This window comes from Brucella pseudogrignonensis, from assembly GCF_002252525.1.
GTDB lineage: Bacteria > Pseudomonadota > Alphaproteobacteria > Rhizobiales > Rhizobiaceae > Brucella > Brucella pseudogrignonensis.
In genome coordinates, this window is sequence record NZ_NNRM01000017.1 from 574,195 (window position 1) to 587,078 (window position 12,884).

The window sequence follows — 12,884 nt, forward strand, 5'->3', positions numbered from 1 at the left end:
CAAAACCGGGCTTTTATTTTAGCTGCGCTTACGGGTAGCAAGCCCTGCTGATGCGATGCCAAGCACGCATAGAATCGCAATGCCAAGTGAAACATTGGTTGCGGCGTTAAGCGGTGTGCCATCGCCTGCACTCATTAAAGTTCCGGCAATTGCCGATGTGATCGAGAAGGCGATGAGCTGCGTGGTGGTAATCGCCGCTGCTGCCTTGCCGCCTTCGGCGGGGTCGTTGGTACTGCTCATGGCTGCAACGCCGAGCAGCGGCCAGGAGATGCCAATTCCGACACCGGCCACGCCGAGCGCTATCGTCCATAGCAGCACTGTCGCCGTGGATGCATGATCGATGAGGAGCAGGCTGTAGGCGATCAGGCCAACTGCCAGCAGCAAAGGTCCGAGACGAATGGCACGGCGGCGGGTCACTTCTGAATTGATCGATACGGCAAAAAGCTGTGCGATCACCCAGGCGAGCGACAGAACCGCACCCAATAGCCCTGCCAATAGAGGGCTGAGACCGGCGAGTTGCTGGCTGAACAAGGGGATAAAGTTTTCGAGCATGACGCCAGCGCTCAATGCTGCGACGGTTAGGTAAGTCCATTTCAACGAATTGCCCGGTAGGTAGGTTATGCGGGGGAGGATCGTGTTTGTGGCACCGCGTTCAATCGATACGAAGACGATAAGCAAAAGAATGCCGATGCCGACTGCAATCAATGTGGGTAAGCCGATTGGCAGAATAGAGCTGACGCTAATTGCGATGATTGCCAGCAACAGAGGGATAAGTGAAGCAAATGGCACGGGCGCGCGATAGTCGCCGGTTTTTGCCTGTTTGAAGGAGCCACGGGCAATGACGGCCAGCAGGAGTGCAGCCACTGCCAGTGCAGCATAGGCCCATCGCCACAAACCAAATTCTGCAAACAAGCCACCCAATGACGGGCCGAACAGCGTGCCAAGCCCCCACATTGCGGAAACAACACCTGTCGCACGCGCCCAGAGCTTTTCAGGAAGGGCAGACCGGATCACAGCATAGCCGAGACCAGCGAGCAGACCACCGCCCAGTCCCTGAACAACGCGGGCCGCAATCAGCGATTCCATTGTAGGGCTGATCGCAGCACCAATCGCTCCGAGAGCAAAGATCGTGAAGGCGATAACATAGGCAGATGCGGCACCCTTCCAGTCGAGTACACGACTTACGAAAAGCGATGCAACAATGGCTGCAATGACGAAGGCAGTTGTGACCCACGCATAATAATTTTGCCCACCAATATCCATGACAATGGAAGGCATCAGCGCTGCCGTGAAATAAAGATTCATTGCATAGAGCAGAATGCCACCCGCCATGACGGAAACAACGGCCAGATGCCGACCTGAAAACAGATCAGCCCAGTTGGCTGAAGACGCGTCGAGGCTCCCGGCCTCGTGTGAGAGTCCAGTCATTGTAGTTCTCCATAGTGTAGAGCTTGAGTTAGTTTTCTGGGTGTACGCCCTGCGACAGAATGAACGTCAGCAATGACACGGTGAGCACGATCAGAGGTGCAATCGCCTGGTCGTATTCGGCATGAAAAAGCGTCGTGAGACTGGCTGCTGCCATGACAAAGCTGCCTATTGCAGCACCCAGTTTTCGTGTGGCTGGGTTGATCAACAATGCTGCGGCCGCCAGTTCCAGAGTAGCGGTTATATAGTGAAACCAGTCCGGATAGGCCCAGCGGGCATAGGAGGCCGCGTTCTGGGGTGAAAGCAAAAAAGCAAGGCCAGTGGTGAAGACGGAGCGGATAGTCATGTTGCGAATTCTCAGATTGGGCGCGACAAAACCCGTCGCCCGAACTGGTATTTTCGGGCGTGACATTTCGTCTGTACTGCTGTTTTAGGTGCATCTGCCGAGGCAGAATGGTATATTAGAGTTGTCACTCTATTTATGTTCGACCCGGTGTCAAGCATAATTAGAATGATCGATCTATTTATGGAGATATGAATGGTTCGCACCGTCAATCCTGAAAAGCACGAAGAAAAGCGGCTGGAAATTCTGGAAGCTGCACATCGCTGTTTTCTACGCGAAGGGTTGCAGGGTGCGTCCATTGCAAAAATCTGCAAGGAGGCGGAAATCAGCCCCGGCCATCTCTACCACTACTTCTCCAGTAAGGAGGAAATTGTGGAGCAAATGGCAGATGAATATCTGCGTAAGTTGCATGGAGATTTTGCAAGCCACCCGGAAGGGCAAGACACTGCCACCGTGTTGCTGTCAGAACTCTGGGGCATGAGCGGTTGGGGTGAGGTCGATCATTGCCGCATTCTGTTCGAGCTGTTGTCTGAGGCGGGCCGAAGCGAGCGTATCAGGGAAATTCTGCGCAACAATACGGCCAGCATTCGCAGAATGCTGGCCGATACCTTGAAAGCAGGGCAGGCTCGCGGCGAAGTTGATCCATCGCTGGATGTAGGGCATACGAGTGCGATGCTGATTGCGGTTCTGGATGCAGCACCCATGCTGCCTTTGATGGTGCCGGATGTGAGCTTTGAGGAGAGCCGCAAGCTGTTGACCACGATGATCACACGTTTCCTGCGGCCTCAATAATCTACTCTATCAGGGATGCAACTGTGCGCCCTTGATCGCTTTGTCGATGTGTTTCTTGGGGCCATGAAGAGCGAGGCCGACCAGATCCGGTGTATCGGCATTTTCGGCGCGGAAGACTTCGCGATTGGCAGCATCGTGGCCGGTTGCAAACATCGCACGGACATAGGCTGCACGCGTTAAATCCCGTTGCAGGGATTGCTGCCATGCGCGTTGAAGAATTTCGAGTGATGCCGAGAAAACGACCACCGGCTGACTGAACAGACGGGCATGTTCCCGCCCGAGCGCATCCACATATGGCTCGCCGATGCCATTTGGAACGGCACCGGCAATACCAGAGGCCAAAAAAGCCGTGACATTGAGTTTTTGCCAGATTTGCAGATCGCTTTGCACCAGAATGGCAATTTTTGTATCGAAAATCATAGGATGCTCCTTTTAAAAAGCGCATCCCGAAAAGTGTGTGATTGTTTTCGGAAAAGATGCGCGCTCAAAATGGAGCAGGTAGCGTAGCTAACGCGGCAAATCTGGAACGTTTGTGCGCCCACGACGATATTGTGCTGGCGTTAGTCCATAAGCGCGTCGAAACCATCGGCCCATATGGCTTTGATCGGCAAAGCCACTCAGCATGGCGGCCTGTGCAGGCGTTTCCTGCTCACGCAATAACCGACGTGCAGCAGCGAGCCGCAATTGCACCAGATAGGCGTGAAGCGAGGTTCCGTAGCGGCGTCGAAAACTGCGCGAAAGGGAGAAGCGATCGGTCGCGCCGACGGCTTCGACCAATTGCTCAAGTCCGATATCTTCTTCAAAATGTGCGCGGAGATAGTCCATCGCCCGTGCAGAAATATCAGATGCGATAATGTCAGGCTTAGGCTCTGCTCGTCCGAGATGTCTGCAAAGAAGTGCAATGATTTGGTCACGGCTTTCTTCAACCGACAGCCGTGTTGCGGCTTCAATAATCAGACTTGTGGTTCGCATCACTGCCTGCGCCAGTTGAGGGTCGTCGGTTAATGTGCTGCGAAATCCGATTGCAGCATCGTTGCCACCCATTTCCTGTCTAATCAGCGATTGCGGTAGATAAAGCATGGAATAGGCAAAGCCATCGTCCTGAATAGCCTGCCCATCATGCAATTCGCCCGGCTCAATGAGCATAATCTTTCCAGTGGTACTTTGACGTCGCTGTCCGCGACAGAAAAAATCCTGCACACCATAATGCGTCACGCCCACCAGCCATTCATCATGGAAATGCATGTCATAGGCATGGCTATGAAACCGTGCACCCAAAGCTTCAAGCCCCGTTGTCTGATCGCGCCGGAGCTGAAAAGCATCGCGCGCCGTATGACGGGTCTTAACCAAACACGCCGCCTTCATCAGCATCGACGGTAATCGATAATGTTACATGACGTGGGCGGGTGAGGGCAAAGAGCACGGATTCGACGATATCGCGACTGGTGGCCGCTTGACCTTTCTGACGGTTGGCCGAAGCTTCCCAACTATTATCCAGTGGCGAAGCGTCTTCGAGATATGGTGGATGAACGACGATGGAACGGACAGGTGTTCCCGCAAGCTTTTGCCGTAGGCCATCCGCGAGTGCGGCCTGCGCGCGCTTCGCGGCATAGAAAGGCACCGAAACAGTCTGTAACGGCGCGTTGGGCAAACCACTGATCGAGCCGATTGTTATGATATCCGGGCTGTTTGAATTATTGAGTGCAGGCAGAAGCCCCTGTGTGAACAGGAACGTTCCTGTGACAGCGGCATTGATGACACCTGCAACTTCCGCCTCTGAATAGTCTTCCTGTCTGTCTTCAAGCCACATCGCGCCGTTGTTTACGAGAATGTCGATTGCAGGATGGCTCGCTTTAATGGCGTCGATGGCAGCCGTGACGCTTGCCATATCGGCGAGATCAACCTGCACGGTATCAACTCTGCGTCCGGTATGTTTTGTAATCTTATCGGCAGTCTCTTCGAGAGCTTTCAGACTGCGTCCGCAAAGCACGACATTGCATCCGGCTTCGGCCAGTGAGAAGGCGAGCGCTGCGCCAAGGCCGCGGGCAGCACCTGTTACAACGGCGGTGGTTCCTTCAAAGCGGGACATAGGCTCTCCAGTCATTTTGTATGCGATGCGTTCTGCGTCGAATTATAGCATTTCCAGCAAAAGTGCGAAGCGGTTTTGCGTCGGATAATGCGTAAAAACAAATAGTTACAGTGGTTCCAACGATTCATTTCTAACTGGAACCGCTGTATGTGCGGATAGATAGTGCGAATGGAAGCGCGATGCGAGCTTTCAAAAGTCCCCTCCCACAAGTGTTACAGCAGATAGGCTTCCTCAATGATCGAATCAGTAGTATAGTCCCCTATACTATATCTTCAGCAGCAGGTTCTCATGTCGCACACCATCCACCAGAAGGAAAAGCTCATTGCCCGCGTTCGCCGCATCAAGGGGCAGCTCGAAGGCGTTGAGCGCGCACTGGCTTCGGAAGCAGCCTGTGCCGAAGTGTTGCGGCAGCTTGCATCAGCGCGCGGAGCGCTGACCGGACTAACAGCGGAGGTGATGGAGGATCATCTGCGTGAACATGTTGTCGAAATCGACGACGCTGGTGAACGTCGAAAGGGTGGTGACGAGATGATCGAAGTCATCCGCGCCTATATGAAATAGTAAGGAGCGTCCCATGGCTGGGAACCATCACCACGCACACCATTCAGTTCATAATTTATCGGCGTCGCATGAACACGTCTTTCTCGGCGAAGACCATCATCGAAACGAACGCAAGGTCTGGCTTGTTATTGCTCTGACTGCGACCATGATGGTCGTCGAAATCATTGCGGGCTCGATTTATGGTTCAATGGCTCTCGTGGCTGACGGCTGGCATATGTCCACCCATGCAGGCGCCATGCTGATCACCGCGCTCGCCTATTTCTATTCACGACGTCACGCGCATGATCCGCGTTTCAGCTTCGGCACCGGAAAGCTGGGCGATCTCGCTGGCTTCGCTAGCGCCGTAGTGCTGGCCTTGATCGCCTTGCTGATTGGGTGGGAGAGCTTCCTTCGCCTGACAAACCCAATTGAGATCAGCTTTAATCAGGCAATTGCAGTTGCCGTGGTGGGACTGGTCGTCAATCTCGTGAGTGCATGGCTGCTGAAAGACGATCACGGCCACCACCATGGGCACAACCATCATCACGAACATGACCATGACCATGACCATAATGATGAAACAGGTCATACGCATGAGAAGGTGCGGGATAACAATCTCCGGGCGGCCTATCTGCATGTTTTAGCTGACGCACTGACCTCTGTGCTTGCGATTGCCGCACTTCTGGTTGGCAAAAGCTATGGCTGGCTCTGGGCCGATCCATTGATGGGCGTTGTTGGGGCGCTGGTTATTGCGCGCTGGTCGTGGGGACTGATCCGTGATTCCGGTCAGGTTCTGCTTGATGCTGTTCCAGAAGCGGCGCGCCTCAAGAACGAAATCACGAACCACCTTGAGCGCTCGGGGGATCACATTACCGATCTGCATATCTGGCAGATCGGTCCGGGACATCATGCGGCGATTGTTGCGATTGCCTCGCATAGCCCCAAGTTGCCGTCGGTTTATAAGGAACGCCTTGGTCATATCCATGGATTGTCTCATGTGACTGTCGAAGTGGACGCAGCCTGATCTTTGCATCAAGGGTTGAGTCTGCATCCTTGGTCTGCTAATCCGCCGCCTCCTGAAAATCCCCACCATCAGAGGCAGATCATGACGACAGTGAACCAGAGCCAGTTTGACGGCGTCACACTGGGCATCGACTTCGGCACGACAAATACTGTTTTGTCGCTTGCATCGCCCGATGGTTCGACTGCAGTGCTGAGTGTGCCGAAAGATGGCGTCGATATCACCGGTTATCGCTCGATCCTGTGTTTCTGGCAGGATCGGGAAACCGGCGAACGCACATCGGAAAGCGGGCCGTGGGCGATGGATGCATTTGTGAATGCGCCGCATTCGACCCGTATGCTGCAGTCTTTCAAGACGTTTGCGGCTCAAAAATCTTTCACCGACACACCGGTCTTCGGCAAGCGCTTCAAGTTTGAAGATATTCTTGAGACGTTTCTGGAATCAGTTGCTGCGCGCCTTGGCGATCGGCTGCCCCCAAAGGGCAATCGTGTTGTCATTGGACGCCCCGTCATCTTTGCGGGGGCAACGCCGGACGAAGAGCTGGCCATGCAGCGTTATGAAAAAGCGTTCCGCGCTTTTGGCTTCACAGATATTCACTATGTCTATGAGCCGGTGGCGGCTGCATATTTCTACGCACAGGAACTGAAAGCCGAATCGACTGTTCTCGTTGCTGACTTTGGTGGCGGCACGAGCGACTTCTCCATTGTGCGGTTCGAAGTGGGCGCGGATGGCCTGAGTTTCACGCCACTGAGCCAGACGGGTCTCGGCATTGCGGGCGATACGTTCGATTATCGCATCATCGACAATGCGGTATCGCCGCTGCTTGGCAAGAATGGTGAATATAAATCCTTCGGCAAGCGCTTGCCGGTGCCCAAGCACTATTATGCAAATTTCGCACGCTGGAACACATTGTTCCTGATGAATTCGCCCGCAACCATTCGCGCGCTGACCGATCTTGCCAAGAATGCTGTCGATCCGGAGCCGCTCGAACATTTCATTCACCTGATCGAAAATGATTATGGTTATGAGATCTATCGCGCGGTCTCAAATCTCAAAGTCCGTTTGTCATCGGAAAGAATTTCCGAGCTTCACTTCAAGGCGGACGATTTCGAGATCCGCTCAGACATTACCCGCAACGACTTCGATAATTGGATCGCCGATGATGTGGCGAATATCGAGCAGTCGGTCGAGCAGGCTGTGGAGAATGCAGGCCTGACGTTTGACGGGATCGACCGCGTGTTCCTGACGGGCGGCACTTCCTTTGTGCCCGCGATCCGTACCGCTTTTGAGAAGCGTTTCCCCGACGCGATGGTGACAAGCTCGAACCAGTTTGATTCGATTGCCAATGGTCTGGCATTGATTGGTCAGAGCACAGACATCGAACGTTGGGCTGTTAAAGCAGCTTAAGGCATGATGGTAATCGGGGTGCCATTTGGCACCTTGGACCATATTTCGCGCATTTCAGCATTGGTCACGCCGATGCAGCCATCCGTCCAGTCCCAAAGGTGATGCACCGGTGCAAGCAAGCCCCAACCATTGGGCAAGCCGTGGATCATGATATTGCCGCCGGGCGAATACCCGGCCGCATCGGCGGCGTTCTGATCTGCTGCATTCGGGTAGGAAACATGCAAGCTCAGATGTGCCATTGAGCGCGGATTGCGCCAGTCGATGATGTAAGCGCCTTCGGGCGTCTTCTGATCACCTTCGCGCGCCTTGTGTCCTCCATCGCCATTCCCACCAAGCGCAATGCGATATGTGCCAATCACGGCGCCATCCCGAAGCAGGGTCATCCGGCGTTCGCCTTTATTGACCTCTATGGCATCGGCTTGTTGTTCGGCGGGAGCAGGCTGCGGTGGTTCGCCAGAACCAATGCGCGCCATAACCTTTGTATAGCCAAACAAAGCAACAGCGATGACAACGACAGCGAAGAGGATTTTCTTGATCATATTGCCCGCTTATTTCTGCTCTGTGGCCTGTTCAAGACCGCTTTTTCCAGATGTCTTTTAAAAGCACAAGTCTCGCCGCTTCGCATTGTGATGATCGGGATGGGCGGCTAAGCTTACTTGAAGTCCTCAAGAATGCGGAGCCAAGGCCCACTTATGTCGATAATCACTGAACAAAAATCGGAACGATTTTCCGAAAATTTGCGCAAAAGCGCTGAGCCATTCTGGTCCGAGGCCGTTCAACACCGTTTGGTGCAGGAAATGTTTGATGGCTCTGTTCCACAGGAAGTTATGAAGCGCTATCTCGTTCAGGATCATCGCTTTATCAATTGCTTCCTGTCGCTTCTGGGCGGCGTACTCGTCAATTGCGATAATATGAATGCCAAGCTGACACTTGGGCGCTTCATCGGCATGATTAGTAATGACGAAAATTCTTATTTTGAACGCGCTTTTGCTGCGCTCGATGTAAGCCATGTTGAACGTTATGATGCACCAGACGCGGAACCAACCGCAGCCTTTAAAGCATTAATGCTGGAAGCTGCGACTTCGGGTTCGTATGCCGCCTGCCTCTCCGTTCTGACGGTTGCAGAATGGCTTTATCTTGATTGGGCGCAAAAGGCTCCCAAGAACCTACCCGAAAGTTTTGTTTTCTCTGAGTGGATTGTTTTACACGACAACCCTTATTTTTCAGATTTTGTTGCTTTTCTGAGATCAGAACTCGATCGAGTTGGGCCTCAGAAGGAAGCAGAATGCCGTAGCTTTTTTCAGCGCGCCGTAGAGCTTGAGAAGGCCTTCTTCGATTCAGCCTATGAATAACTCAGGTTAGTTTCGCAGGCAGTCAATGATTGTTGTCTCACAAACAGGTGTCTGGGCGCGGCTTTCTGGGTTGTCGCGCCAATGCTTGTACGTGATCCAAAACTCCACATCCTTATAGGCATAGGTTTTGGCTTGCTTCTGAGTGCGACTCTTATCGAGTGCGTCGGGCGTAATGACCATATGGTGAGCGAGCCGTTTGAACACCCAGGGCTTAGCCCCTTTCTTATGCTCGAACACTTCCAGATGATAGTAAGGGTCATTGTGTGCCGGGTCAGGCACCTGATGAATGTCAGCCCAACGCGTTAACTTCACCGTATCAGCAAGAATGATTGTGCGCTCTGGCGTCTGAGCATTCACTATTGGAGCCGCAAAGGGGAGGGCTACCAGCGCCAATATAAGAACTTTCGATCGCTTTTTGCCCATTATTCAAAATTCCTTCGGCATCCGAGTTAAAGCGCAGGCGTTTCACCCTGCGCATATTTGCTATTGAGAAGGCTAAAAAAGCAAATGAAAACAAACAGCCATTAAATGCCGTTAATTCAAAATTAATCAATCTTTTCAAAGGGTAAACAAAGGCGCGTTAACGATCCATCAAGGTTAATACTCCATTATTCGCTATAGTTAAGTAATCGTTGCGAGTGGAGTTTGCGGTGCGTTTTGGTTCCATACGAGCGCTGTTTGGCCGGTCGAAGGCCGTAGCCGAGCCGGTATGGCACTATCCGGTCACGGGCTATTGCCCGGAGGATGGTCGCTATTACGCCGTACGCGCAAAACCGCGTCAGGTGCTGCATAAGCCGCATCGTCTCGTGCCGCTGGTTCTGGCGGCAATTACCTATCTCTTCAATTCCAACGCAATCGCCTTTCAGGACATGGCCAGCCTTGTTCCGACGGCTGATGTAGCCGGTCATCGCTGGACCGCGTTTGTTGCCAAAGCTCCCGTCGGATCGCTCCATCAGGCAGAAATGCCCTTTGTCGATGCCACGACCGTCACTGGCAGCATCGCCAGCAGCGGTATCGAAGTTCCGGGTATTGGTCGCGTAGCGCTTTCGGGTGGCAGGAAGACTGCCAAGCTGGGTGTTGACGATCCCAATCCCGATGAAAACCGCATCAATCGCTCCGATAAGACCGGTCGTCTTGTCTCTGTGAAGCCGAAAGCTCCCGCGCGGACTTTCAACGCAGGTAGCATGTTTGAGAAGATCAGCATGATTACTGCCCCTCGTGAGAAGATTGATGCGCGTATGGCTTTCTCCAAGTCCAGTGTCGAGGGCAAGGAGGTCGAAATCGCAATGGCGTTTCATGCGGTCAAACCGCCCAAGCCCAAACCGGACATGCCGGTGCAACTGGCAAAGCTAATCAACAATGATCAGCCCGACGTTCTCGCGTTGGGCTATGCGCCTTCTAAGCCTGACTATGGCAAAACCTCTCCCTTCGAGAGCATTCTGACACCGGAGGCCGATGCAGGCCGCTTCGTGCCGCCAATCAGCGATCAGGATCATGCATGGGCTGCAACGCCTCTGCCTGCAGAATCATTTGGAACCAAAGAGCAGAAGTGCCTCGCCGAAGCGGTTTACTACGAAGCGCGCGGAGAAAACGTCAAAGGGCAGGTGGCTGTTGCTCAGGTAGTGCTCAATCGTGTGCGTAATCCTGCTTATCCCGGCACGATCTGCGGCGTTGTCTATCAAAACCGGAACTGGCTCAATGCCTGCCAGTTTTCCTTCGCCTGTGACGGTCAGAAGCATCGTGTAACCGAGATTCCGCAATGGCGTCTTGCACAGCAGGTGGCAAAGACTGTGACTGCAGGCCAGATCTGGTTGCCGGAAGTTGGTTCATCCACCCATTATCATGCAACCTATGTCAGCCCATTCTGGGCGCCGACCATGAAGAAGATGACCAAGATTGGCCTTCATGTGTTCTATCGCACCTATGGCGGCGGTTGGAGCTGATAAGCGACAGCATGGGTGCGATCACTTTCGGACACATTTATTTGTCTGAAGGGTCGCTTGAAACGCGTGCACAATGATGAATCTATGTGCTGACTTTCGCCCAATTCGATTCCAATTTTGAGGCCGAATTGCCGCCTGTTCTCCGACTTTGATCGGAAAATGAGTCGCACCAATAGCTAAATTATTGTATTTCCAAGAGAAAAAACCTTCTGAAGCAACTGCTTGACTGCCTTGACTAGCGGGCGGTGTGTCAATATGTTGCGCGCAACTTGGAAATGGGCTTGTAGCGCCCGCATTTCTTGCAAAAAGGAGCTGCCAATGACGAGCGGCACTGAGCCGGGAAAAACACCCGGTCAAAGCAGGAATGTGGACAGCAAAACTGTTTCCGGGGGGCTGGATCAGCGTTTGAATCGCCTTGAGGTCGAATTGGCCAAAAAAGGTGTACTCAAGACACCGGCTTCCGAGGATGAGCGGTCGGAAACATCCAGTTCCGTCGCGCAGGCCATGAAACTCTCCAGTGAGTTTATCGCTGGTATCGTGGTTGGTGCGGTAATTGGTTGGGCTCTTGATCGCTACGCGGGCACGTCGCCATGGGGGTTAATCGTATTTCTCCTTCTAGGCTTCGGTGCAGGCACCCTCAATGTGCTCCGTTCCGCAGGTTATGTCGCCGATCAAGGCAACATTAAGTCTAGCGTGGAAAAGAGCGATAAGGAATAAGTCTTCGCGGACATCACGAAAATGTTCGCGTATAGACATTTGAGACAAAGCGGGCGGTTCGCCCGAGACTGAAACGCCTTAGGGCAGGAACGACAGACGAGGTTAAGTTGGCCAACGATCCGATCCATCAGTTCCAGGTTTCCCGGTTGATTCCTATCGACGTCGGTGGTTTGGACCTGTCGTTTACCAATGTTTCGGCTTTCATGGTCGCAACTGTGGTGCTTGCATCAGGCTTCCTCTACTTCACATCGTCGAGCCGTGGTCTGGTTCCAAGCCGCCTTCAGTCGGTTTCGGAAATGGCATATGAATTTGTGGCGTCCAGCTTGAGAGATTCAGCTGGCTCAAAGGGTATGAAGTTCTTCCCCTTTGTTTTCTCGCTGTTCATGTTCGTGCTCGTCGCAAACTTCATTGGCCTGTTCCCTTATTTCTACACGGTCACAAGCCAGATCATCGTAACCTTCGCTCTTTCTTTGCTGGTTATCGGTACAGTCATCATCTACGGTTTCTATAAACATGGTCTCGGCTTCCTCAAGCTGTTCGTACCAAGCGGCGTTCCGGGCATCATCGTGCCGCTGGTTGTTGCCATTGAAATCATTTCGTTCCTCTCGCGCCCAATCAGCCTCTCGGTTCGTCTTTTCGCGAACATGCTGGCAGGCCACATCACGCTCAAGGTTTTCGCAGGCTTCGTTGTCTCGCTGAGCTCGCTTGGTGCACTGGGTGTTGGCGGCGCTATCCTGCCTCTCATCATGACGGTCGCGATCACCGCGCTTGAGTTCCTGGTTGCATTCCTCCAGGCCTACGTCTTCACCGTTCTTACCTGCATGTACATCAACGACGCAGTACATCCGGGTCACTAAGGTTCTCGCCGGCGGGTTTCCGCCAGAACAGAAATCCGCACTAATTTGCAATCCAGAAGGAGCTTTAACATGGAAGCGGAAGCAGCAAAGTACATCGGCGCCGGTCTCGCCTGTTTCGGTATGGCCGGTACGGCTCTCGGCCTCGGCAACATTTTCGGTAGCTATCTCTCGGGCGCTCTGCGTAACCCATCCGCTGCTGACAGCCAGTTCGGCCGTCTGGTATTCGGTTTCGCTGTGACGGAAGCTCTGGGCATCTTCTCGCTGCTCATCGCGCTTCTGCTCCTCTTCGCTGTTTAATAAACAGTCGCAAGAAACTGGCCTGCCGCGATCTGTATCTTAAAATGCAGCGCGGCTGGCCTTTGCATATGAAGTCTGAGTGAGCATGTTTAATGCCGGAA

Annotated in this window: 16 protein-coding genes; 9 read left to right on the top strand and 7 right to left on the bottom strand. The window is 53.3% G+C overall.

Annotated features, from left to right (window positions below; translation table 11 throughout):
* Positions 1 to 18 precede the first annotated feature (18 nt).
* Positions 19 to 1,428: an MFS transporter gene (locus CEV34_RS09280; protein ID WP_179253479.1), complete on the bottom strand. Its 1,410-nt coding sequence runs from the start codon at positions 1,426 to 1,428 to the stop codon at positions 19 to 21.
* Positions 1,429 to 1,456: 28 nt separating this feature from the next.
* Positions 1,457 to 1,771, bottom strand: a complete 315-nt coding sequence (locus tag CEV34_RS09285) for a DoxX family protein (protein ID WP_094543529.1) — start codon at positions 1,769 to 1,771, stop codon at positions 1,457 to 1,459.
* Positions 1,772 to 1,963: 192 nt separating this feature from the next.
* Here CEV34_RS09285 and CEV34_RS09290 point away from each other — a divergent pair, with 192 nt between their 5' ends.
* Positions 1,964 to 2,560: a TetR/AcrR family transcriptional regulator gene (locus CEV34_RS09290; RefSeq protein ID WP_007873646.1), complete on the top strand. Its 597-nt coding sequence runs from the start codon at positions 1,964 to 1,966 to the stop codon at positions 2,558 to 2,560.
* 9 nt (positions 2,561 to 2,569) lie between these two features.
* Here the strand turns inward: CEV34_RS09290 and CEV34_RS09295 are convergent, their stop codons facing one another.
* The 3 genes from CEV34_RS09295 to CEV34_RS09305 form a co-directional block, all read right to left on the bottom strand.
* Complete coding sequence (locus tag CEV34_RS09295; protein WP_094543531.1) at positions 2,570 to 2,980, bottom strand: DUF2000 domain-containing protein; 411 nt, start codon at positions 2,978 to 2,980, stop codon at positions 2,570 to 2,572.
* 87 nt (positions 2,981 to 3,067) lie between these two features.
* On the bottom strand, positions 3,068 to 3,910 hold the full coding sequence (locus CEV34_RS09300) for an AraC family transcriptional regulator (protein ID WP_007873650.1): 843 nt from the start codon (positions 3,908 to 3,910) through the stop codon (positions 3,068 to 3,070).
* A complete protein-coding gene (locus tag CEV34_RS09305; protein ID WP_007873655.1) occupies positions 3,903 to 4,649 on the bottom strand; it encodes an SDR family oxidoreductase in 747 nt (248 codons plus the stop codon). The genes CEV34_RS09300 and CEV34_RS09305 overlap by 8 nt, the downstream gene beginning before the upstream one ends.
* Before the next feature lie 288 nt (positions 4,650 to 4,937).
* Between CEV34_RS09305 and CEV34_RS09310 the strand changes: the two genes are divergently transcribed.
* The 3 genes from CEV34_RS09310 to CEV34_RS09320 all read left to right on the top strand — a co-directional run bounded on the left by CEV34_RS09310 (position 4,938) and on the right by CEV34_RS09320 (position 7,617).
* The gene (locus CEV34_RS09310; protein WP_007873656.1) at positions 4,938 to 5,210 is read left to right on the top strand and encodes a metal/formaldehyde-sensitive transcriptional repressor; all 273 of its coding nucleotides are present in this window, start codon (positions 4,938 to 4,940) and stop codon (positions 5,208 to 5,210) included.
* Between the two features lie 13 nt (positions 5,211 to 5,223).
* Positions 5,224 to 6,213: a CDF family Co(II)/Ni(II) efflux transporter DmeF gene (dmeF, locus tag CEV34_RS09315; protein ID WP_007873657.1), complete on the top strand. Its 990-nt coding sequence runs from the start codon at positions 5,224 to 5,226 to the stop codon at positions 6,211 to 6,213.
* Between the two features lie 81 nt (positions 6,214 to 6,294).
* Positions 6,295 to 7,617 carry an Hsp70 family protein gene (locus tag CEV34_RS09320; protein ID WP_007873658.1) on the top strand — a complete coding sequence of 441 codons (1,323 nt, stop codon included), beginning with the start codon at positions 6,295 to 6,297 and terminating at the stop codon, positions 7,615 to 7,617.
* Here the strand turns inward: CEV34_RS09320 and CEV34_RS09325 are convergent.
* Positions 7,614 to 8,156, bottom strand: a complete 543-nt coding sequence (locus tag CEV34_RS09325) for a L,D-transpeptidase family protein (protein WP_007873659.1) — start codon at positions 8,154 to 8,156, stop codon at positions 7,614 to 7,616. The genes CEV34_RS09320 and CEV34_RS09325 overlap by 4 nt on opposite strands.
* 153 nt (positions 8,157 to 8,309) lie before the next feature.
* Between CEV34_RS09325 and CEV34_RS09330 the strand changes: the two genes are divergently transcribed.
* Positions 8,310 to 8,969 (top strand): TenA family protein, encoded by a 660-nt coding sequence (locus CEV34_RS09330; protein ID WP_007873660.1) that lies wholly within the window; start codon positions 8,310 to 8,312, stop codon positions 8,967 to 8,969.
* Between the two features lie 6 nt (positions 8,970 to 8,975).
* On the opposite strand, the gene CEV34_RS09335 is transcribed toward CEV34_RS09330, so the two are convergent.
* Entirely contained in the window at positions 8,976 to 9,392 is a 417-nt protein-coding gene (locus CEV34_RS09335) for a DUF5086 family protein (protein ID WP_007873661.1), read from the bottom strand.
* Between the two features lie 227 nt (positions 9,393 to 9,619).
* Between CEV34_RS09335 and CEV34_RS09340 the strand changes: the two genes are divergently transcribed.
* From CEV34_RS09340 to CEV34_RS09355, 4 genes are all read left to right on the top strand, one after another.
* The gene (locus tag CEV34_RS09340) at positions 9,620 to 10,912 is read left to right on the top strand and encodes a cell wall hydrolase (RefSeq protein ID WP_007873662.1); all 1,293 of its coding nucleotides are present in this window, start codon (positions 9,620 to 9,622) and stop codon (positions 10,910 to 10,912) included.
* 318 nt (positions 10,913 to 11,230) lie between these two features.
* Complete coding sequence (locus CEV34_RS09345; protein WP_039859526.1) at positions 11,231 to 11,629, top strand: AtpZ/AtpI family protein; 399 nt, start codon at positions 11,231 to 11,233, stop codon at positions 11,627 to 11,629.
* 107 nt (positions 11,630 to 11,736) lie between these two features.
* Positions 11,737 to 12,486 carry a F0F1 ATP synthase subunit A gene (locus tag CEV34_RS09350; protein WP_007873664.1) on the top strand — a complete coding sequence of 250 codons (750 nt, stop codon included), beginning with the start codon at positions 11,737 to 11,739 and terminating at the stop codon, positions 12,484 to 12,486.
* 69 nt (positions 12,487 to 12,555) lie between these two features.
* Positions 12,556 to 12,783: a F0F1 ATP synthase subunit C gene (locus tag CEV34_RS09355; RefSeq protein ID WP_007632966.1), complete on the top strand. Its 228-nt coding sequence runs from the start codon at positions 12,556 to 12,558 to the stop codon at positions 12,781 to 12,783.
* The last annotated feature ends 101 nt before the right edge of the window (positions 12,784 to 12,884 follow it).